We start from the raw sequence: 21,492 nt of genomic DNA, 5'->3' as shown, positions 1-21,492 counted from the left end.
CAACCCGCGAATAGTCCAGCCGTCAACTCAAGAGGATAGTTTCTTCTTCAAAAGCTCGTTGACCTGCTGCGGATTCGCCTTGCCCTTCGTCGCTTTCATCGCCTGGCCGATCAGCGCATTAAACGCCTTCTCCTTGCCCGAACGATACTCATCGACGGATTTCTGATTAGCCGCCATCACCTCGTCGATGATCGCTTCCAGCGCGCCCGTATCAGAAATCTGCTTCAACCCCTTCGCTTCGATAATCCGATCGGCGGCGGCGTCGTCGGTGGCTTTCTCTTCCCAGATCGCCTGGAAAATATCCTTGGCAATCTTGTTGGAGATCGTGCCGTCGGCCACGCGCTGAATGACGAGCCCGAGCTGCGCGGGAGAAACCGGCGAGTTCGCAATATCCAGCGAATCGCGGTTCAATTGCGACGATACTTCGCCCATCAGCCAGTTGGCCGCGAGCTTCGCATGCGTCGGCCCGACTACGCCAACGACGCTTTCAAAATACGCCGACATCCCCTTCGACGACGTCAACCCCGCGGCGTCATACGGCGTCAAACCGTATTGCTCGACAAAACGGGTCTGCATGGCTTCGGGCAATTCGGGCAATTCGCTGCGAACCCGTGCAATCCACGCTTCATCGATGACTAAAGGCATCAGGTCGGGATCGGGGAAATAGCGGTAATCGTGCGCGTCTTCCTTGCTTCGCATGGAACGCGTTTCGCGCTTGTCGGGATCGTAGAGACGCGTTTCCTGCACCACCGTCCCGCCGTCTTCGATCAACTCGATCTGCCGGCGCACTTCGTACTGAATGGCTTCTTCGAGGAAACGAAACGAGTTCAGGTTCTTGATCTCGGCGCGCGTGCCGAATTCGGCCTGTCCGACGGGGCGCACGGAGACATTCGCGTCGCAACGGAACGAGCCTTCCTGCATGTTGCCATCGCAGATGCCGAGCCATTGCACGAGACTGTGCAGACTCTTGGCGTAGGCGACCGCTTCGGCGGCGCTGCGCATTTCAGGTTCCGTCACAATCTCGAGCAGCGGCGTGCCGGCCCGATTCAAATCGATACCCGTCATGCCAGCGAAGTCTTCGTGCAGCGACTTGCCGGCATCTTCTTCCAGATGCGCGCGCGTCAGGTTGACGGTCTTTTCGTAAGCGGCCGTGCCGGTTTTCTCATTGGCCGGAACCTGAATCGTGACGGTACCGCCCTGCACGACCGGAATCTCGAACTGGCTGATCTGATAACCCTTCGGCAAATCGGGATAGAAATAATTCTTGCGCGCAAAAATGCTGCGCGGCGCAATGGTCGCGCCGATTGCCAGGCCGAGACGAATCGCGCGCTCCACAGCGCCACGGTTCATCACGGGCAACGAACCCGGCAACGCCAGATCGACGGGACAGGCCTGCGTGTTGGGTTCCGCGCCGAACTGCGTGGGCGCGCCTGAAAAAATCTTGGAGACGGTGGATAACTGCGCGTGCGTCTCAAGACCGATAACAACTTCCCATTGCGTACTCATACTTACACTCCCGCCGGTGATTGCACGTGCCAGTCTGTCGCGCGCTGAAACGCGTCGGCGACCTGGAGCAACCGGGCTTCGTTGAAATAGTTGCCAATGATCTGCAAGCCAACCGGCCGCGTGGCATGCGCGCTGCCGGCAGCGCCGAAACCGCACGGCACGCTCATGCCGGGCAAGCCGGCGAGGCTGATCGACAACGTGTAGATATCGGCGAGATACATCTGGACGGGATCATCGGCTTTTTCGCCGAGATTCCATGCTACCGATGGCGCGACCGGTCCCATGATCACATCGCAGTGATTGAACGCTTCCTGGAAATCCTGCGCGATGATGCGGCGGATTTTCTGCGCCTGCAGGTAATACGCGTCGTAATAACCGTGCGACAACACGTACGCGCCCACCAGTATGCGGCGCTTCACTTCCGGGCCGAAACCTTCGGCACGCGACTTCTTGTACATATCGAGAAGATCGGTGTACTCAGCCGCGCGATGCCCGTAGCGCACGCCATCGAAACGCGACAGGTTCGACGAAGCTTCAGCCGGCGCGATGATGTAGTACACGGGAATCGACAATTCGGTCTTCGGCAGCGAGACTTCGACCAGCGTTGCGCCGAGCGCTTCGTATTGCTTCAGGGCGGTGTCGATAGCGCTGCGCACTTCGGCGCTCAACCCTTCGCCGAAAAACTCTTTCGGCAAGCCGATGCGCAAGCCGGCGAGCGGTTTGGCCGCGTCCGTGCCGGACCATTGCTGACCGAGATAGCGCGTGTAGTCTTCGTCCTCGCGCTGGAGGCTGGTCGAGTCGCGCGGATCGAACGACGCAATGGCATTGAGCAACAACGCGCAATCCGATGCGCTGCGGGCCATGGGTCCGCCCTGATCCAGCGACGACGCGAACGCGATCATGCCGTAACGCGAAACGCGGCCGTACGTTGGTTTGATTCCGGTAATGCCGGTGAACGACGCGGGTTGGCGAATCGAGCCGCCGGTGTCCGTGCCGGTGGCGGCGGGCGCGAGGCGTGCAGCCACTGCGGCAGCCGAGCCGCCCGACGATCCACCCGGCACGGCTTTGAGATCCCAAGGGTTCTTGACCGGGCCGAAGTACGAGTTCTCATTGGACGAACCCATCGCGAATTCATCCATATTGGTCTTGCCGAGCGTCACCACGCCCGCGTTCTTGAGACGTTCCACAACCGTGGCGTCGAACGGGCTCGCGTAGTTCGCGAGCATTTTCGAGCCGGCCGTGGAGGTCCAGCCGCGCGTGACAAACACGTCTTTATGCGCGATCGGCAGGCCGGTCAGCACGCCCGCCTGGCCCTTGGCGATCAGCGCATCCGCTGCTTTCGCCTGGTCAAGCGTGAGTTCATGGTCAACACTGATGAACGCGTTGAGATCCTTCGCTGCGTCGATGCGCTGCAAAAAGAGCTGCGCGAGTTCGACGGCGGAGAGGGTCTTTGCGTCGAGTGCCGCGCGCAGTTCGGTCAAGCTTTTTTGATGCATTGCGTTCTTCCTGAAGGGCGCCGGGTATCGAGTACCGTGCGCCTTTTGTTTTCGTGCGTGTATTGCATCGCCTCAATTACATTGCCTCGGAGGCGCTGTTTCAAAGCACGACGTTCATTCGATCACCTTGGGCACGAGATACAGCCCGTCGCGCACGGCAGGCGCGGACCTTTGGAACTCTTCGCGGTTTACGTGCTCTGTAACAACATCATTTCGCAAACGCAGCTCAGCTTTCTCAATCTGTTCAATCGGATGCGCAAGCGGTTCGATACCCGTGGTATCCACGGCCTGCATCTGCTCGACGAGACCGAAGAAGTCGTTCAGTCGCGCAAGCGTGGGTTCGGCCTCGTGCTCGGGCAATTCGAGCCGCGCGAGGTGCGCAATGCGTTTTACATCGGTCAGGGTCAGAGACATTCGATCACCGGGTTTTTTCGACTTACACGCTGAGAAACAGTGCGACAAACAGTGCGACTGCAATTCGAGATAAAGGAGCTTAAAAAGCAGGCTTGACGGTGGCAAAATGTACCGTCCTTTTCCTTCGAACACCCCAAAATTATAAGGTATCATTACGCGTTCGACCCAAATCCGGATCGACTTACCAGCGGCCTGTTCTTAGTTTCAGATTTTTAAGAAAAGTGCACGCCTGGTTCGCTTGCATCCTCCGGTAGATTTCTCCGCAGTCTTGCAATTTGCGTGGCCAAAAATGGGTCCCGCTGCAGGCTGTCATTTTTTTCCGCTGCCGTCCTTTGGCGCTCGAAGCGAGGCACGGCTCCCAGCGAGACAGGATTTTGAATGTTCGGTTTTTTGCGCAGCTACTTTTCAAACGATCTGGCGATTGATCTCGGCACCGCCAACACGCTGATCTACATGCGGGGCAAGGGCATCGTCCTTGACGAGCCATCGGTGGTTTCCATTCGCCAGGAAGGCGGTCCTAATGGGAAGAAAACCATTCAGGCCGTCGGCCGCGAAGCGAAGCAGATGCTCGGCAAGGTGCCCGGCAACATTGAAGCTATCCGGCCTATGAAGGACGGCGTTATCGCCGACTTCACCGTCACGGAACAGATGATCAAGCAGTTCATCAAGACTGCGCACGAATCGCGTATGTTCTCGCCTTCGCCGCGCATCATCATCTGCGTGCCGTGCGGTTCGACTCAGGTCGAACGGCGCGCGATCAAGGAAGCCGCACACGGCGCGGGTGCGTCGCAGGTGTATCTGATCGAAGAACCCATGGCTGCGGCCATCGGCGCCGGCTTGCCGGTGTCCGAGGCAACAGGCTCCATGGTCGTGGACATCGGCGGCGGCACGACCGAAGTGGGCGTGATTTCGCTCGGCGGTATCGTGTACAAGGGTTCCGTGCGCGTGGGCGGCGACAAGTTCGACGAAGCTATCGTCAATTACATCCGTCGCAATTACGGCATGTTGATTGGCGAGCAGACGGCTGAAGCCATCAAGAAGGAAATCGGTTCGGCTTTCCCGGGCTCCGAAGTCAAGGAGATGGAAGTCAAGGGCCGCAATCTTTCCGAAGGCATTCCGCGCAGCTTCACCATTTCGAGCAATGAAATTCTCGAAGCACTGACCGATCCGCTGAACCAGATCGTTTCGTCGGTGAAAATCGCGCTGGAACAAACGCCGCCGGAACTGGGCGCCGACATTGCCGAGCGCGGCATGATGCTGACCGGCGGTGGCGCTTTGCTGCGCGATCTCGACCGGTTGCTGGCTGAAGAGACCGGCTTGCCGGTACTCGTCGCTGAAGATCCGCTGACGTGCGTCGTGCGCGGTTCGGGCATGGCGCTCGAACGCATGGACAAGCTCGGTAGCATCTTCTCCTACGAGTAAGCCTTGACGCCTTTCACTAAGGCGCCAACAGCACGCACTCGCTCAACGCAACAACGGCGACGTGCGCGAAGTATGCGACTTGCGCAATGGTTCACGTGGCCCGGCTTAGTCCGGGCCACGGCGAACAGCGCTGGGCAAGGGCGCGCCCCCACGCGAACCCGCAGCATCGAACCAACCGATCACGCCCTCGGCGCCGACCATGGAATACAGTCCGCCGCCACTTTTTAAGCAAGGTCCGTCCGCTCTCGCGCGATTGATCTTCTTCGTGGTGCTCGCCCTCGCCCTGCTGATCTCCGACGCCCGCTTCAACACGCTCGAAATCGTGCGAGGCGTGCTCGGAGCGGGTTTGTATCCGCTGCAGCGCGCGGCGCTGGTACCACGCGATATTTTCATGGGTGCGGCCGATCTGGCCGTCACCAGCGCAACCCTGCGCAACGAGAACACCAAGCTGAAAGAAAAGAACCTCGAGTTGTCGGTGAAAGCCGGCGATGCGGCCCAGCTCACCGCCGAGAACACGCATCTTCGCGCGCTGCTCCAGCTCGGCTCGCGCGCCAGCACGCAAACCACGCCTGTCGAAGTCCAGTACGACACCCGCGATCCTTTCACGCAGAAAGTCGTGATCGGCAAGGGTGCGCAGCAAGGCATCCAGGACGGCGCGCCGGTGGTGAATGAAGACGGTGTCATCGGGCAAGTCACGCGTGTGTTCCCGCTGCAATCGGAAGTCACGCTGCTCTCCGACAAAGACCAGGCGGTGCCCGTGCAGATCGTACGAACCGGATTGCGCAGCGTGATCTACGGCACGCCGAAGGGCGACACGCTCGATCTGCGTTTCGTCCCCATCAGCGCCGACGTGCAAACGGGCGACGAACTCGTGACCAGCGGTCTGGATGGCATTTATCCGCCGGGATTGCCGGTGGCGAAAGTCGTTCGCGTCGATAAACAAGCGGATACCGCGTTCGCCCGCGTAGTCTGCCTGCCGATCGCGCCGGTACGCGGTGCGCGCCAGTTGCTCGTGCTGCATTACGAGATCAACCAACCGCCGAATCCTGAAGAAGTCGAGGCAGCGGCCGCGGCCAAGGAAGCGAAGGACAACAAGGGTAAGAAGGGCAAGGCAGCGCCGGCGAAAAGCGCCAGCGCGGCCGCCCCTGCGGCGGCCGCCAGTACGCCTGCCGCGAAAAACGCTGAACCGGCGGCGGCAGTGAAGAAAACCGAGCCCGCAGCCACGAAGAAAGCCGAAAAATCCGAGCACGCGAGGAAAGCAGAGCCTGCCCGCAAGCCCGCGCCCGGAGCCGCACCATGAACCGTCCGCAATACATCCTGCAGCCGGTCAATCCGTACTTCATCACGTTTAGTCTGGCCGCCGCGTTCCTGCTGAACCTGATGCCGTGGGGCCGGATTTTCGGCGTCCCGGATTTCGTCGCGGTCGTGCTGCTGTTCTGGAATGTTCACCAGCCGCGTCGGGTGGGCATGGGTATCGCGTTCATGCTCGGCATGCTCATGGACGTTCACAATGCCAGTCTGCTCGGTGAGCACGCGCTTGCGTATACGTTGTTGTCGTATGGCGCCATCACCATTCACAGGCGCGTATTGTGGATGTCGCTGCCCGTGCAAACGTTCGTGGTCGCGCCTTTGCTGATCGGCGCGCAAATCGTGCCGTTCGTGATCCGCCTGCTGACGGGCGCGGCATTTCCCGGCTGGGGTTATCTGATCGACGGGTTCGTGGAGGCTATTTTGTGGCCGGTCGCAAGTTTCCTGCTGCTGATTCCGCAGCGCCGCGCCACCGATCCCGACGACACGCGGCCAATCTGAGGTGACTCATGAGCGAACAAAGCGCCTGCTGCAACCGCTGCACGCCGTAAACGCCATACACGCGGTTCCCGCGAACATTGCATGACCGAATTTCAGAACGCCGAACAACAGTTATCGAAGTTTCGCCTGCGTGTGGCTGCCGCCGGCCTGTTCGTGTTCGTCTGTTTCGGGCTGATCGGCGTGCGCTTCCTGTATCTGCAGGTCTGGCATTTCAGCAAATACTCGCTGCAAGCCGATGAAAACCGCATCTCGGTTGCCCCTATCGTGCCGAACCGCGGCATCATCACCGACCGCAACGGCGTGGTGCTGGCGAAGAATTATTCGGCTTACACGCTGGAAATCACGCCGTCGAAGATCAACACCACGCTCGACGATGAAATCGACCGTATCGGGACCGTGATTCCCGTCGATCAGCGCGATCGGCGGCGTTTTAAGAAGCTGCTGGAGGACTCGAAGAATTTCGAGAGCCTGCCAATCCGCACCCGCTTAACCGACGAAGAAGTCGCCCGTTTCACCGCCCAGAAGTTCCGCTTTCCGGGCGTAGAAGTGCGCGCGCGGCTGTTCCGGCAATATCCGCTTGGACCCACGGCGGCGCACGTGATTGGCTATATCGGACGGATTTCGCAGCGCGATCAGGAACGTATCGACGAAGCGAGTGACCAGAACGACGCCGACACCGATCACTACGATCCCCGTCTGGACGCGAATAACTACAAGGGCACGGACTACATCGGCAAGATTGGTGTGGAACAGAGCTACGAAACCGAATTGCATGGCCTGACCGGCTTCGAGGAAGTGGAAGTCACGGCGGGCGGGCGCCCGGTGCGCACGCTGTCGCGCACGCAGGCCACGCCGGGGAACAACCTGGTGTTGTCGCTGGATATCGGCTTGCAGCAGGTCGCCGAGCAGGCGTTCGCGGGCAAGCGCGGCGCGCTGGTCGCTATCGAACCAGCGACGGGCGATGTGCTCGCGTTCGTCTCGGCTCCCAGTTTCGACCCGAATTCGTTCGTCGATGGCATCGACCAGCAGACTTGGGATTCGCTCAACAATTCCCCCGATCACCCGCTGCTGAACCGTCCGCTGCACGGCACCTATCCGCCCGGTTCCACCTACAAGCCGTTCATGGCGCTTGCCGCGCTGACGCTGCATAAACGCACGACCAGTTGGGGATTCCAGGACCCGGGTTCGTACACGTTTGGCGGTCACACCTTCCGCAACGACGTGCGCGCGGGCCAGGGCTGGGTCGACATGAACCGCGCGATCGTGGTTTCCAACGACACCTATTTCTACATGCTGGCGCACGATCTCGGCGTGAATGCCATGGCCGGGTTCATGAAGCCGTGGGGATTCGGGCAGATCACGGGTATCGACATCAACGGCGAAGCGCGCGGCATTCTTCCATCCACCGAGTGGAAAAAGAAGGCGTACCGGAAACCGGAACAACAGCGCTGGTATGAAGGCGAGACGATCAGCCTGGGTATCGGGCAGGGTTATAACTCGTTCACGATCCTGCAACTCGCGCACGCCACGGCGACGCTCGCGAACGACGGCGTGGTCATGAAGCCGCACTTGGTCAAGGAAGTCGAGAATCCGATCACCAAGGCGGTACGCGTCACCGTGCGTGATCCGAGCGACAGGATTGCGGTCAAGCAGGCGGACATCGACTTTATCAAGCGGGCAATGGAAGGCGTGGTGACCACCGGTACGGGTTCCAAGATCTTCCGCGGCGCACCTTATCAGGCCGCGGGTAAAACCGGTACGGCGCAGGTCTACTCGCTGCAAGGCGCGAATTATTCACACAGTGCGATAGCGGAACGGTTGCGCGATCACGCGTTGTTTATCGCGTTCGCACCGGCTGACCATCCGACTATCGCGGTTGCGCTGATCGTGGAAAACGGCGGTTGGGGCGCGGAATCGGCGGGTCCGATCGCGCGGAAAGTGCTCGATTATTATCTCGTCGACCGGTTGAAACCGGGTGCGGAAGCGGCGGCTGTAGCGGCGGCGGCATCGGCGACGGAAGATGCGGGCGCGCCGGTGATCGGAGGCGCGCAAAGCCCGGTGGACGCTGCGCTGCCCGCTTCGGTGACGAGTGCGTCGCCGGCGTTTAAGCCATTGGCTGCATCCGGTTCAGTGGCTGCGAGTGCCGCTGGGGCTGCGGCGTCGGATTCGGCTGCGTCTGCGCCAGCAAGCAGCGGAGCCGGAGCCGGAGCGGCGGCGAGCGCGCCGGCTGCATCGGCGGCGTCGGCCGTTCCTGCTGCGCCGAGCATGCTGCGCGCGCTGGAAGCGCCGCGCGTGCCGGTCGCGCCTATCGCCACGGAAGCGCGGGAAACAGCGCGCCCGGCAACGGAATCGAAAGCGCCGGGTGTGGTCAACGCGAAGGAGACCACCCGTATCGCCGAGGTCCGCAAGGCGCCCGCCGCACCACCGCCGCCGTCACCACCGAAAGAACCCGCGCCCACTGCCGCGATCCCCCGCAACACCGGCAAAAGCGCCATCCAGACGTTGACTCCGTCTGGCGGCATCGACGAGTAAAGGAGAATCGCCATGCAAGCGCTGCAATTCGATAAGCGCGTCTGGCTCGAACGCACGAAGCGCATGTTCGCGGGCTTCGATAAACCGCTCGCGCTGATTGTGTTCCTGCTGCTGTGCGTGGGCATCGTGACGCTGTACAGCGCGAGTCTCGACGTCCCAGGCCGCGTAGAAGACCAGTTGCGTAACATCATGCTGACGTTCGGGCTGATGTGGATTCTCGCCAACGTGCCGCCGCCCACGCTGATGCGTTTCGCCGTGCCGATGTACACCATTGGCATGGCGCTGCTGATCGCGGTCGCCACGTTCGGACTGACGCGCAAAGGCGCGAAACGCTGGCTGAACGTGGGCGTGGTGATCCAGCCCTCGGAGATCATGAAGATCGCGATGCCGCTCATGCTCGCATGGTATTTCCAGCGGCGTGAGGGCGGTATCCGGTGGTGGGATTACATCGTCGGCTTCGTGATCCTGATCCTGCCGGTCGCGATCATCGCCAAGCAGCCGGATCTGGGCACCGCCGTGCTGGTGTTCGCGGCGGGCCTCTTCGTGATCTATTTCGCGGGCTTGAGTTTCAAGCTGATCGTGCCGGTGCTCGTGGCGGCCGTGCTGGTGGTCGCGAGTATCGGCGTATTCCAGGAGCGCATTTGCCAGCCGGACGTGAACTGGCCGCTGATGCACGATTACCAGAAGCATCGGATCTGTACGCTGCTCGATCCGACCTCTGATCCGCTCGGTAAAGGCTTTCACACGATTCAGGCCGTCATTGCGATCGGCTCGGGCGGGACCTTCGGAAAAGGCTGGCTAAAGGGTACGCAGTCGCATCTGGAGTTCATCCCTGAAAAACATACCGACTTCATTTTCGCGGTGTTTTCGGAGGAGTTCGGGCTCGCGGGCGGGCTTGTGCTGCTATTCCTTTATATGGCGTTGATTGCGCGAGGACTGTTTATCGCGGCGAACGGGGCGACGCTGTTCGGACGCCTGCTGGCCGGATCGCTGACCATGGCGTTCTTTACTTATGCGTTCGTGAATATCGGGATGGTGAGCGGGATCTTGCCGGTGGTCGGCGTGCCGTTGCCGTTCATGAGTTACGGTGGAACCGCGCTGACAACGCTCGGGGTTGCGGTCGGGCTCATCATGAGCGTGTCACGACAAAAGCGGCTGATGAAAGGCTAGCGTTTTCGACGTGACCCGTTGCCGAAGCAAAGCCCACGATGATGGTTTCATCGTGGGCTTTTTGTTCTATTGCGGCTGCTCGTGCGCGAGTTCCGCGCTGAGTTGCTGGAACTTCAGCTTCGCCGCAGGATCACCCTGGGCTGCTGCCGCCGCATAGTACGCGCGTGCCACGTTGATGTTCTTCTTCACGCCATCGCCACCGCGCTCGTAGAACGATCCAGCCACGTATTGGGCCGTCATGTCCCCGCCTTCGGCCGCCTTCTTGTACCAGACGAACGCTTGCGCGTTGTCGCGAGGCGTGCCGCGGCCATCGAGAAACTGGTTCGCCAGCGCGAGCTCCGCCAGGACATGGCCCTGGTTCGCCGCCCGCAAGAACCAGCGATGCGCCTCGGCCGGATCACGCCCGACAAACTCGCCGTCATCGAACATCTTCCCATACACGTATTGCGCTTGCGTCATGTTGGCGTCGGCGGCTTTGCGCAACCACTTCTTGCCCTCGTCCACTTCCGCCGGGCCGCCTTCGCCGTTCACCAGCATCATCGCGTAATTGAATTCGGCGAGACGGCTGCCCTTTTGTGCCGCATGCAGAAACTCCGAGCGCGCGGCGCCAAAATTGCCCGCGTTGTAATCGGCGACAGCATTTTGCGTCGCCATATCACTGCCCTTGACGGTCTGCGCACTTACCGCGCTGCACGCCATCACCAACGCTACGGATACCGCGCCCAATATTCCGGGTTTCATGCCCTTGCCTCCTGCAACGCCTGTCGCGTCGCCTTTAACAGCCAGCCGACATCGGCCGATAACGCGATGACCTTCACACCCGCCTCTGCATATGAACGCGCACTCGCGACATCGAGCGCGAAAATGCCGCTCGCAATGCCCGCGTGTTGCGCGGTATCGATAACTTTCGTGATTGCCGCCTGGACGTCGGGATGTTTGGTATCGCCGAGATGACCGAGACTCGCGGCCAGATCAGCGGGCCCGATGAACAGGCAATCGACGCCCGGCGTAGCTGCAATCGCGTCCACATTCGCGAGCGCCTGCTCGGATTCGATCTGCACGATCGTCGATATCTGCGCGTTCGCCAAACTCACGTAATCACGCCGGATGCCGTATGCCGCTGCGCGCACGGCACCGGCGGCACCGCGTAGGCCATCGCGGGCATCGGCGTTCGGATACTGCGTGAGACGCACGACATGTGCCGCCTCTTCCGCCGTTTCCACGTTCGGGAACATCAGGGTGCGCGCACCCGCGTCAAGCACGCGCTTGACCAGCCAGCCTTCATGCGCCGGCACGCGGACAATCGGTTCGGTCGGCAAGTGCGCGGCGGCAATCGCACGAAGTTGCGCGATGACGTCCTGGCTGTCGTTCGGCGAATGCTCCATGTCGATACAAAGCCAGTCGAAGCCTGCGTGCGCCACGGCTTCGGCCACGTCCGCGCTGCCTAGCGATAGCCAAAGGCCGAACAAGGTGCCGGACTCGGTGAAACGCTGTTTGAGGAGATTGGTGTAGGTGCTCATCGCGTGGTTCCGGTTAGATCACACGCGGCGGGATGGCTGGCAGGCATGTCTCGCTCCATTAGGCTATGTCGCTGGAATGCGCCGCAACAAAACGTGCGGCTTGTCCAAAGATCATACCGTGACAAAAGAGCGCTGGCAGGAGCGCTGCCTGGAGACCCGTGAAGCGTCAGACGGCTTCGACGTCCGCCCAGCAATTCGGCGTTTCATACAGACGTACGCGCTTCAACTTCAGATCGACGCCGTAGTGGTCGTTGTAGACGCCGGAGAGAATCCGGAACGCCTCGGCGGCGAGATTTTCCACGGTAGGAATGCGGTCGAGCACGACGGTCTTGTGATCGGCCATTGTCTCGAGAAAACTGCGCACGACTTCGTCGCGTGCATAGACGATAAACGCGTGGTCCCACTTGTTGACCAGATGTTCCATGGCCAGCGCCTTGACGTCGGCGAAGTCCATCACCATGCCGCGATCCGGCGCGCCTTCTGTTTCGACGATTTCGCCTTGCAGCGTGATTTCCAGCACATATCGATGACCGTGCAGGTTACGGCACTGGCTGCGGTGATCGGGGATGCGGTGGCCCGCATCGAATTCGAGTTTTCGGGTGATCGTCTGCACGTCTGCTCAGCTAGGGGCTTGATTCGCGTTAGGGGATGTTCAGGTACTTGTGCGTCTGCATGGACAGGCGCCATTGCGGATGCCGCTTGCACCAGTCGATAGCGAGCTTCGTATTGACATCGCGCGACGGGCCGTCCATGGGTTGCACGAGGAAATACTCGAAGTCGAGTTTGGCGTAATCGGCCAGCGGCTGATTGTCCTGCGGCACCACGACCTTCAACTCATTGCCCTTCGTCACGACCAGCGGCGCACCGGCTTTCGGGCTCACGCAAATCCAGTCGATGCTGTCCAGCACCGGCAGCGATCCGTTCGTTTCGATCGCCATTTCGAAGCCGGCTGCATGCAGGGCATCGACGAAAGGTTGGTCGATCTGCAGCATGGGCTCACCGCCTGTGCAGACCACGAACTTGTGCGCTTCGCCTTCCGGCCATTGCGACGCGATCATGGCGACAAGGTCCGCAGGCGTTTTGTATTTGCCGCCGTTCTCGCCATCCGTGCCGACGAAATCCGTGTCGCAAAACTGGCAGACGGCGTCCGCGCGATCTTCCTCGCGACCCGACCAGAGATTGCACCCGGCGAAGCGGCAGAACACGGCCGGACGGCCGGCGTTTGCGCCCTCGCCCTGCAACGTGTAGAAAATTTCCTTTACTGCGTACGTCATGATTAGACCGGTTCCGTGGTGACTTGCTCACCCGACTTGTAGGCTTCGTAGCCACGCTTGCGCAGCTTGCACGCCGGGCATTGGCCGCAACCAAAACCCCATTCATGCAGCTCGGAGCGCTCGCCGACATAACACGTGTGCGTCTCGACGCGCACCAGTTCTACCAGCGCCTCGCCGCCTAGCTGTTCGGCTAAGCGCCAGGTGTCGGCTTTATCGAGCCACATCAGCGGCGTCTCGAGCAGGAAGCGGCTGTCCATGCCGAGATTGAGGGCAACTTGCAGCGCCTTCATGGTGTCGTCGCGGCAATCGGGATAGCCCGAGAAATCTGTTTCGCACATGCCGCCGACGAGCACCTTCAGACCGCGCCTGTACGCGATGGCGGCGGCGATCGTCATGAACATGAGATTGCGGCCGGGCACGAAGGTGTTGGGCAAGCCGTTCGCGCTGGCTTCGATTTCGATCTCGCGCGTCATGGCGGTGTCGCTGATTGCGCCGAGCACGGACAGGTCGATCATGTGGTCTTCGCCGAGCCGTTCGGCCCACTGCGGAAACTGCTGTTTCACCGATGCCCGGAAGCCTTCCCGGCATTCGAGTTCCACACGATGGCGCTGACCATAGTCGAAGCCGAGCGTCTCGACGGTTGTAAAACGATCGAGCGCCCAGGCAAGGCATGTGGCCGAATCCTGGCCACCGGAAAACAGCACCAGTGCGCTGTCTTTAGCGTCTGTCCGAGTCACCGTGAAACTCCGATGGAGAGGATGGGGTGCGCGATTTGGCTAATGTCCAGAAGCGGCCGCTGCGCGCGGTTTTATCCTGCTCCTATCTTAGCCAAGTCTTTGAAGAACCAAGGATTTTATCATGAAGGCGAGCGTTCGCTCTCGGTCGGGGCTTGACCAGGCGGAGAGATGAACGGGGACGGGTCGCGGTGCGGTCAAGATTAGCTGTCTGATTTGTAGCCAGCAACCCGACAAGGACGCTCAAAAACCAATGAAAAATGCCCGGAAACCTTGCGGTTTCCGGGCATTTTTTTGCAACTGTGGTGGCCTGGGACGGAATCGAACCATCGACACGCGGATTTTCAATCCGCTGCTCTACCAACTGAGCTACCGGGCCATGAAGAACGAAAGTATATCAAAGGGGATTATGTCGCTCAAGTGCTTTTTGGCACCTTTTTACTGTAACGATCGTGGAACCCGCGCCAGTCATGCCTCGCTCTTGTTCTTGCCCAGATCCACACCGAGCTGCTTGAGCTTGCGATACAAGTGCGTGCGCTCCAGTCCAGTCTTCTCCGCCACCCGCGTCATGCTGCCGTTCTCACGCGCCAGGTGATACTCGAAGTACGCGCGCTCGAAGGCATCGCGTGCATCACGTAACGGGATATCGAAGGAGATGGACGCCGTCGCGCCAGCCGGACCTGCCGCTGCACCCAGCGCGCCTGCATCGCCGCTCGTGAGATTCAACGACGAAGCGACCGGCAACGCAGCCGAGGCCGGCACCGTCGAACCGCTCGACGGTAAGGCCGGCCGTATGGCCGCATTCGTGATCGGCGCGGCAGCCGTGCCGCGCGCAAGACCCTGCTCGACCGCCTTGAGCAATTTTTGCAAGGCGATCGGCTTCTCGAGGAAGTTGAGCGCACCAATCTTCGTGGCCTCAACCGCGGTATCGATAGTCGCGTGGCCCGACATCATGATCACCGGCATGGTGAGCTTGCCCTGCGCCGCCCACTCTTTCAGCAGCGTCACGCCGTCGGTATCGGGCATCCAGATGTCGAGCAGCACGAGATCCGGCGCCTGCCGCAACCGATACTCCCGCGCATGCTGCGCATTCTCCGCCGTCTCCACCACGTGACCTTCGTCGCTCAGGATCTCCGAGAGCAATTCCCGGATACCCATTTCGTCGTCTACCACCAGGATGGTTGCCATTTACGCTGCCCTTGTCTGCACTAATGCTTTTGTCGTTCCGTGGCTCGCCGCCGCCGAGGGCGGTGTCGCGCCCGGTTCGGCGGAATCGTCCGCGAGTTGCAGGAACAGAATCGAGATCTGCGCGCCTTCGATCACGTCAGGAGTCTTCGAACGATTCCGAATGTCGATGCGCGCGCCATGCTCGTCGACGATCTTCTTTACCGTTGCAAGACCCAGACCCGTGCCCTTGGCCTTCGTTGTCACGTAAGGCTCGAATGCGCGCGAGAGAATTCGCGCGGGAAAACCAGAACCGTTATCCGATACCGTCAACCGCACCGCTACGCGGGCATGTCCAGAGGCATCGGGGTCGCCATATTCTACTGTCTTCGTTTCAAGCAGCACGCGTGGTTCGGCCACATCGGCCACCGCATCCTGCGCATTCTGCAAAAGATTGTGAATCACCTGCCGAAGCTGCGTGGCATCGCCGCGAATCACGGGCAATTTTGTCAGCTCCACGGTGATGTGACTCTTGCCCTCTTCAATGCCATACAACGTCAGCACTTCGGTCACAAGATCGTTGAGCTGCAGGTTGCCCAGGACGGCCGGCGGCGTACGCGCGTATTCGCGGAAGTCGTCGACCATCTGCTTCATCGCCTGAACCTGGTTCACGATGGTAGTCGCGCCGCGCTTGAGCACTTCGGCGTCGGCGGGAGCAAGCTTGTCGGTGAGCTTCATCTGCAACCGTTCAGCCGACAGCTGGATCGGCGTGAGCGGATTCTTGATCTCATGCGCGAGCCGCCGCGCCACTTCGCCCCATGCGACCGAACGCTGCGCCGAGATGACGTCCGAGATGTCGTCGAATACGACTACATAGCCCGTGGTCTCGGCGTCGTCGGTATCGCTTTCAGTCAGGGTCAACAACTGCGTGCCGCGGACCAGCAAGGTCAACGGATCAGTCTCGCCGGGCACCGGAACGGCGAGTTGCTGTTGCCAATGCCCACGGTCACCAATAGGCCGGCCGCTGCCGCTGGCCGCTGCGTCGCGATCCGCAAATGCCTTGCGCACCATCGCGCCAAACTCGGCCAGCACACCGATCTGCTCAAGCGGCAGATTCAGCGACGCATTGAACGGCTGCCGGAAGATCCGCTCGGCGCCGCGATTCGCCGTGGTCAGGCGGAACTGCCGGTCGAACACGAACACGCCAGCGGTCAGGTTCGCGAGAATGCTCTCGAGGTACGCCTTCGAATGTTCGAGTGCGATCCGGTTGTTCTCAACCGCCGCACGCGCCTCGGACAATTGCCGCGTCATTGCGTTGAACGACTGCGTGAGGAAGCCGAGTTCGTCACGCGACTTCACTTCGCGCTTGGGCGTGTAATCGCCCTCGGCGACTTCTTTCGTCCCTTGCGCGAGCAGGAACAACGGCCGCGCAAGCTGATTGCCAAGCGCGAGCGCGAGCATCATTGCAATGAAGGTCGCGAGGAACAACGCCAGCGTCAGCGTGCCGATATACATCTTGCGCAAGCCGGTCCGCCCGAGCGCTTTTTCCTGATACTCGCGATACGCGCGCTGCACGGCGTCGGCATTGCGGGCGAGTCCGGTACTGACCGGCTGTTCGATCTGCAGGAAACGCTCCGCCGGTTGCAGTTCAGTGGTCGAACTGTCGGGGATCTTCACGATCACCCGCAGTCTCAACGCGCCCTTTGGCCCGGTCAGACTTGAATCGCCATCGACCTCGCCTTCAATAGCCCCATACGGCCTGCTGCGTGCCTGATTCAGTTGCAGCGGAGTGGGCAGGTCGTCGGGCACGAGCGCCGCAAAATTACTCGATGCCTGCGCCACCACGCGCACATCGGGCGCGGTACCGGTACCGGAGCCGCTTCTCGCCGGCTCGACGATAGTCGCATCCTGAACGTTGAACTGATCGCGCAGGCGCAACAGCGTGAGCGTGAGGCTGGTTGGATCGGCGCTGGCGAGCTGATCGCCCATCAGGCGGCCTTTGTTCTGCAGATCGGACAGCGATGCATCGAGCATTCCGCGCCCGAGATTCAGCCCGGACGTGAGCGCGGTTTCCACGTTCACGTCGAACCATGATTCGATACTGCGCGACACGAACTGATACGACACCACGTAGATAATGCCGCCCGGAACCACGCCGACGAGCGCAAAGATAAACGCGAGTTTCGCGAGCAGCCGCGTACCGAACTTGCCCTGCCGCACCCGTGTGATGATGATCGCCACCAGCCCGATGACAATCAGGATGAGCACAACCGCCACCGCAAGATTCGCGGCGTAGAGCCACTGATAATAGCGGTCGAAGAACTCGGTGTTCGCGCTGGCAAGCGCCAACATGACCAGCAGCAGAATGGCCGTGAGCGCAACCGTTGTCACGAGCACGCGAACCACGATGCCTGTCATGTTCGTGCGGCGCAGCGGCCGGCGGCGTAGTTTATTTAGCACTGGTCGCCGCCGTAAAAGTAAAACGCTTCCACTCGGAAGAGAGATTCCAGTCGCGGTTGTTGACCGCGTCGATCTGGAACGGCTTGGGCATTAACGCGATATCGAGCTGCATGCGCACCGACGCGTTGTACGTCTCGCCAGGCGTGACCTGATTACGATCGATCACGTGCCATGAGGTCACATGCTTGATGACCGCAAGCGCTTCCTGAAGGGTGGGGAAGCCGAGCTGCAAGCCTCCTGTGGAGACGCGGTATTCGCGTGTCAGGGGCTGAAACGAAAGCCGGATGCTTTGCGACACGCTCACCGGTTCTTCATCGAACCAATACCAGCGCGGCCGTGACAAATCGAAATCGGTTGTGAAATACAAAGGCACGCCCTTGTTCACGGCGTCTTCAAGGCTGCTGTTGAGATCGAAGTCGAAGCGGGCGTCGAGACTCCAGCCCGATCCGTCCGCCTGCAGCGACGCGCGCTGCACGGCAATGGGATCGGCCTGCGCGGCCGAAACAGGCATGAACGACAGCGCAAAGCTCAACAACATGGCCAGCACGGCCTGACCGGCAGGCGCGAGCCGCAGCGGGAAAAAGCGTTTGATCGTCACCGTTTCTGAAAGCGCGCGTAGAAGAATCCGTCATGGTCCGCAAAGGCTTCCGCGTCCCGCGTCGATGTCAAGCGGGTACGTTGCGCCTCGCCTGAATTGTCCGTCAGCGAGTTCGTGACCGGGTCCGGTGATACTTGCGAACCAGCCGCGCCGGTGCGGCTGGCTGTCGGCAGTAATTGCCCGGGCGCGTCCAATCGTACCGCATCTTCGTGCACCTCTCCAAACCACTGCGCCTGCAACTCGCCCTCTTCGGGGAAGATCGAGCACGTAACGTAAAGCAGCTCGCCGCCGGTCGCGACCAGCGGCCAGAGCGCGGAAAGAATGCGGCGCTGCTCTTCGACCAGGGCGGCAATGTCAGTAGGACGGCGCAACCACCGAATGTCAGGATGACGCCGCACGATCCCCGATGCCGAACACGGCACGTCGGCAAGAATGCGATCGAAAGGGTCCCCGTCCGACCAGCCCGACGGTTCGCCGGCATCGCCTACGCGAATTTCCGCCTGCACGTTCAGGCGTTGCAGGTTCTCGCCGATACGCCGCGCCCGCCCCGGATCGCTTTCCACCGCGACCAACTCGACGTTCGCCAGTTCCAGCACATGGCCCGTCTTGCCACCGGGCGCGGCGCATGCGTCGAGCACGCGCATGCCGTCGCGCGCGTTCAGCAACTGAGCCGCGAGTTGCGCGGCGGCGTCCTGAACCGAGACAACGCCATCGGCGAAACCGGGGATCTTGTCGACCGCCATCGGCGTCTTGAGGCGCACGGCGTGAATACCCGCGGCTTCGGCTTCTATCTGCTCGGCCTTGAGGACGTCGAGATATTGGGCGACGCTCATGCGCCGTGCGTTCACGCGCAACGTGAGCGGGCCTTGCCGGTTACCGGCGTCCAGGATGTTTTCCCATTCGTCGGGCTGGCCGCGCTTGACCGCGTCGATCCACCACGCGGGATAGTTGAAACGCGCGACCGGATCGCTTTGAACCTCGGCCAGTAACGCTTCACGTTCACGCAGGAATGAGCGCAGCACGGCATTGACCAGACCCTTCGCAAACGCAAATTCGCGCCTCGCGGCGATCGCGTTGACTGCTTGATCGACAACGGTGAAAGACGTGTACGCGGCGTGCGCTTCGTCGTCGACCAGCAGCGCGAACGCGCAGGCCATCACATTCGATACATGCGGCGGCGGCGCCTTGCGCACGAGCTTCGCGAGCAGCGCGTCGGCCACGGCGAGACGCCTCAGCGTGCGGTACGCAATGTCCTGTGTCGCCCCGCGCGATACCGCCACGTGCGTTGCCGCGATGACCGTCTGCAAGGCGGCGGGCAGCGCGGAACCAGCACGCACCGCGCCGACCGCTTGCGCGGCGGCATCGAGCGCGAACGCGAGTGAATCGGGGGCGAGGTGAAGCGTGTCTAGACGGGCGTCGGACGACGCTCGGCTACTGTCCGCCGATGAAATGGCGCGGCGTCGGGAAGGCTTTTCGGTCATGTCGGGGCGAAGGCGTTCGAGCCGGCCGATGCCGGTCCGCACAAACGAAGCATTGTAACTTGCGAGGGGTTTGGGCTGAGATTGCAGCCCGGATGCTGGCTGAACGGACGGGATTGGAGGCAGCCCGCTGTTTTATTGGTTTTGACAAGACCCATCGACGCTTGCGCGGCGATGGGTCCTTGGCTGCGCCTTAGACAGGCGCCCTCACTCCATCCGCCCGGTTCGCGCCATCTCCATCAGGCGCGCGACGCGCTCCTCGGTCGCCGGGTGTGTGGAAAACAGCTTGGAGATTCCACCGCCCGCCAGCGGATTCATGATCATCATTTGCGCCGTGGCGGGATGCTGTTCGGCGGTCGGGAACGGCACGCCCGCGGCATACGCATGGATTTTCTCGAGCGCGCTGGCGAGCGCTTGCGGATCGCCGGAAATCTGCGCACCGCCGCGATCGGCTTCGAATTCCCGAGCCCGCGAGATCGCCATCTGGATCAGCGCACCGGCCAGCGGCGCCAGCATGGCGACCGCAATACTGGCGATCGGATTGCTGCGCCGGCCTTCGGAATCACGGCCGCCGAAGAACATGGCGAAGTTGGCCAGCGCCGAGATCGCACCCGCCATGGTCGCCGATACTGTCGAAATCAAGATGTCGCGGTGCTTCACATGCGCCAACTCATGCGCCATCACGCCGCGCAACTCGCGCTCGGACAACACCCGCAAGATACCGGTAGTCGCCGCAACAGCCGCGTGCTCCGGATTACGCCCGGTCGCGAACGCGTTGGGCGCGTTTTCGTCGATGAGATACACCTTCGGCATGGGCAGTTGCGCCCGTGTGGCGAGCTCGCGAACCATCCGATAAAACTGCGGCGCGCTGGCTTCGTCGACTTCCTGTGCGTTGTACATCTTCAGCACGAGTTTGTCGGAGAACCAGTACGAGAAGAAATTCATGGCGAGGGCGACGATCAGCGCAAGCATCATCCCCTTGCTGCCGCCGATCATTCCTCCGATCACGACAAAAAGGGCCGTGATCGCTGCCATCAGCATCGCCGTTTTGACCCAGTTGAACATGTCTTGAACTCCTCACCCAATATCAATGCGCATTAAGCGCGAGCGGCCGAAGCGGCCTTTTTGCTTGCCGAAGAATCTGTTAATCATTGCTCGGCCCCAGATTGTAAGCAAAATGTTAGATAAGGGCATCCCGGAAAAATTCAATCACCTATGCGAAGTCGCCAGCTTGATGCCCAATCCGACGAATGCGCTGCCCACCACGCGGTCCAGCCATAGCTTGACGTTCGGCTTGCCGGAAAAGCGTTGCGTCACGCTACCCGCGATCCATGCCACGAACGTATTCCAGAAGGTGCTGACCAGCACGAACACCAAACCGAGCGCGAGGAAGGCAAGGGTCTTGTGCGCGCTGTCGACAGCAACGAATTGCGGGATGAACGAGACAAAAAACAACACCACTTTTGGATTCAGCACATTGGTGAAGAAACCTTGCGTGAAGAGTTGCTGCAGCGATTTCGGCGCGGCGTGAACGCGGGTTGCTTCGATTTCGCTCGGCCCACTGCCAATTTTCGCGGCGACCGGTTTCGCGAAAATCAGCCGCACACCAAGATAGATCAGATAAATCGCGCCCGCGAATTTGACGATAGTGAATGCCGTCACCGATGCAGCCAGCAACGCCGTCAGCCCAAACGCGCAGGCCAGCGTATGCACGATGCAGCCGAGCGCGATGCCCAGCGCCGACACTACGCCCGCGCCGCGTCCTTGCGCAACGCTGCGGCCGACGATGTACGCCGTATCCGGCCCCGGCGTAACGCTAAGCAGCATGACGGCGACGATAAATAGCGTGAAACCGGTAATTCCAAGCATTGCGGGACCTTTGTTTTTTGGCTGGCTTTAGCCGCCGCAGCGACGC

Annotated in this window: 19 protein-coding genes and 1 tRNA gene; 5 read left to right on the top strand and 15 right to left on the bottom strand. The window is 61.0% G+C overall.

Going from position 1 to position 21,492, the window contains the following annotated elements; translation table 11 throughout:
* Positions 1–27: 27 nt before the first annotated feature.
* From gatB to gatC, 3 genes are all read right to left on the bottom strand, one after another.
* Positions 28–1,506 (bottom strand): Asp-tRNA(Asn)/Glu-tRNA(Gln) amidotransferase subunit GatB, encoded by a 1,479-nt coding sequence (gene gatB, locus ACSQ8V_RS00265; RefSeq protein WP_436180528.1) that lies wholly within the window; start codon positions 1,504–1,506, stop codon positions 28–30.
* Positions 1,507–1,508: 2 nt separating this feature from the next.
* On the bottom strand, positions 1,509–3,002 hold the full coding sequence (gatA, locus tag ACSQ8V_RS00260) for an Asp-tRNA(Asn)/Glu-tRNA(Gln) amidotransferase subunit GatA (protein WP_436204563.1): 1,494 nt from the start codon (positions 3,000–3,002) through the stop codon (positions 1,509–1,511).
* 114 nt (positions 3,003–3,116) lie between these two features.
* A complete protein-coding gene (gene gatC / locus ACSQ8V_RS00255) occupies positions 3,117–3,416 on the bottom strand; it encodes an Asp-tRNA(Asn)/Glu-tRNA(Gln) amidotransferase subunit GatC (RefSeq protein WP_213765121.1) in 300 nt (99 codons plus the stop codon).
* A 378-nt stretch (positions 3,417–3,794) separates the two neighbouring features.
* Between gatC and ACSQ8V_RS00250 the strand changes: the two genes are divergently transcribed.
* The 5 genes from ACSQ8V_RS00250 to rodA all read left to right on the top strand — a co-directional run bounded on the left by ACSQ8V_RS00250 (position 3,795) and on the right by rodA (position 10,349).
* Positions 3,795–4,838, top strand: a complete 1,044-nt coding sequence (locus tag ACSQ8V_RS00250) for a rod shape-determining protein (RefSeq protein WP_017772379.1) — start codon at positions 3,795–3,797, stop codon at positions 4,836–4,838.
* Between the two features lie 199 nt (positions 4,839–5,037).
* Positions 5,038–6,138 carry a rod shape-determining protein MreC gene (mreC, locus tag ACSQ8V_RS00245; RefSeq protein WP_436180526.1) on the top strand — a complete coding sequence of 367 codons (1,101 nt, stop codon included), beginning with the start codon at positions 5,038–5,040 and terminating at the stop codon, positions 6,136–6,138.
* Positions 6,135–6,647: a rod shape-determining protein MreD gene (mreD, locus tag ACSQ8V_RS00240; RefSeq protein ID WP_213765119.1), complete on the top strand. Its 513-nt coding sequence runs from the start codon at positions 6,135–6,137 to the stop codon at positions 6,645–6,647. Before mreC ends, mreD begins: the two co-directional genes overlap by 4 nt.
* A gap of 81 nt (positions 6,648–6,728) precedes the next feature.
* The gene (gene mrdA, locus ACSQ8V_RS00235; RefSeq protein WP_436204562.1) at positions 6,729–9,179 is read left to right on the top strand and encodes a penicillin-binding protein 2; all 2,451 of its coding nucleotides are present in this window, start codon (positions 6,729–6,731) and stop codon (positions 9,177–9,179) included.
* A 21-nt stretch (positions 9,180–9,200) separates the two neighbouring features.
* Entirely contained in the window at positions 9,201–10,349 is a 1,149-nt protein-coding gene (gene rodA, locus ACSQ8V_RS00230) for a rod shape-determining protein RodA (RefSeq protein WP_213765141.1), read from the top strand.
* A gap of 66 nt (positions 10,350–10,415) precedes the next feature.
* On the opposite strand, the gene ACSQ8V_RS00225 is transcribed toward rodA, so the two are convergent.
* The 12 genes from ACSQ8V_RS00225 to ACSQ8V_RS00170 form a co-directional block, all read right to left on the bottom strand.
* Entirely contained in the window at positions 10,416–11,048 is a 633-nt protein-coding gene (locus tag ACSQ8V_RS00225) for a tetratricopeptide repeat protein (protein ID WP_436206564.1), read from the bottom strand.
* Positions 11,049–11,086: 38 nt separating this feature from the next.
* Positions 11,087–11,869, bottom strand: a complete 783-nt coding sequence (locus tag ACSQ8V_RS00220) for an HpcH/HpaI aldolase family protein (RefSeq protein ID WP_436204561.1) — start codon at positions 11,867–11,869, stop codon at positions 11,087–11,089.
* A gap of 166 nt (positions 11,870–12,035) precedes the next feature.
* On the bottom strand, positions 12,036–12,482 hold the full coding sequence (gene queD / locus ACSQ8V_RS00215; protein WP_436204560.1) for a 6-carboxytetrahydropterin synthase QueD: 447 nt from the start codon (positions 12,480–12,482) through the stop codon (positions 12,036–12,038).
* A 28-nt stretch (positions 12,483–12,510) separates the two neighbouring features.
* Positions 12,511–13,143, bottom strand: coding sequence for a 7-carboxy-7-deazaguanine synthase (gene queE / locus ACSQ8V_RS00210; RefSeq protein WP_213765114.1), 633 nt, complete (start codon positions 13,141–13,143; stop codon positions 12,511–12,513).
* 2 nt (positions 13,144–13,145) lie between these two features.
* Positions 13,146–13,880 carry a 7-cyano-7-deazaguanine synthase QueC gene (gene queC, locus ACSQ8V_RS00205; RefSeq protein WP_436204559.1) on the bottom strand — a complete coding sequence of 245 codons (735 nt, stop codon included), beginning with the start codon at positions 13,878–13,880 and terminating at the stop codon, positions 13,146–13,148.
* A 300-nt stretch (positions 13,881–14,180) separates the two neighbouring features.
* Positions 14,181–14,256, bottom strand: a tRNA-Phe gene (locus ACSQ8V_RS00200).
* Between the two features lie 89 nt (positions 14,257–14,345).
* Entirely contained in the window at positions 14,346–15,065 is a 720-nt protein-coding gene (gene esaR / locus ACSQ8V_RS00195) for a response regulator (protein ID WP_213765112.1), read from the bottom strand.
* Positions 15,066–17,459: a sensor histidine kinase gene (locus ACSQ8V_RS00190; protein ID WP_218627303.1), complete on the bottom strand. Its 2,394-nt coding sequence runs from the start codon at positions 17,457–17,459 to the stop codon at positions 15,066–15,068. It abuts the gene before it with no gap.
* 31 nt (positions 17,460–17,490) lie between these two features.
* Positions 17,491–18,099, bottom strand: a complete 609-nt coding sequence (locus tag ACSQ8V_RS00185; protein WP_213765110.1) for a DUF4390 domain-containing protein — start codon at positions 18,097–18,099, stop codon at positions 17,491–17,493.
* Positions 18,096–19,580, bottom strand: coding sequence for a 16S rRNA (cytosine(967)-C(5))-methyltransferase RsmB (rsmB, locus tag ACSQ8V_RS00180; RefSeq protein ID WP_436204558.1), 1,485 nt, complete (start codon positions 19,578–19,580; stop codon positions 18,096–18,098). Before rsmB ends, ACSQ8V_RS00185 begins: the two co-directional genes overlap by 4 nt.
* 204 nt (positions 19,581–19,784) lie before the next feature.
* Positions 19,785–20,642, bottom strand: a complete 858-nt coding sequence (gene htpX / locus ACSQ8V_RS00175) for a zinc metalloprotease HtpX (RefSeq protein ID WP_213765108.1) — start codon at positions 20,640–20,642, stop codon at positions 19,785–19,787.
* 144 nt (positions 20,643–20,786) lie between these two features.
* Positions 20,787–21,446 carry a LysE family translocator gene (locus ACSQ8V_RS00170; protein WP_436204557.1) on the bottom strand — a complete coding sequence of 220 codons (660 nt, stop codon included), beginning with the start codon at positions 21,444–21,446 and terminating at the stop codon, positions 20,787–20,789.
* Between the last annotated feature and the right edge of the window lie 46 nt (positions 21,447–21,492).

The organism is Caballeronia sp. LjRoot31 (assembly GCF_964253885.1).
Lineage (GTDB): Bacteria > Pseudomonadota > Gammaproteobacteria > Burkholderiales > Burkholderiaceae > Caballeronia.
Note: the sequence above shows the minus strand (reverse complement) of the source record. Positions and strands in the feature narration are given on the sequence as shown.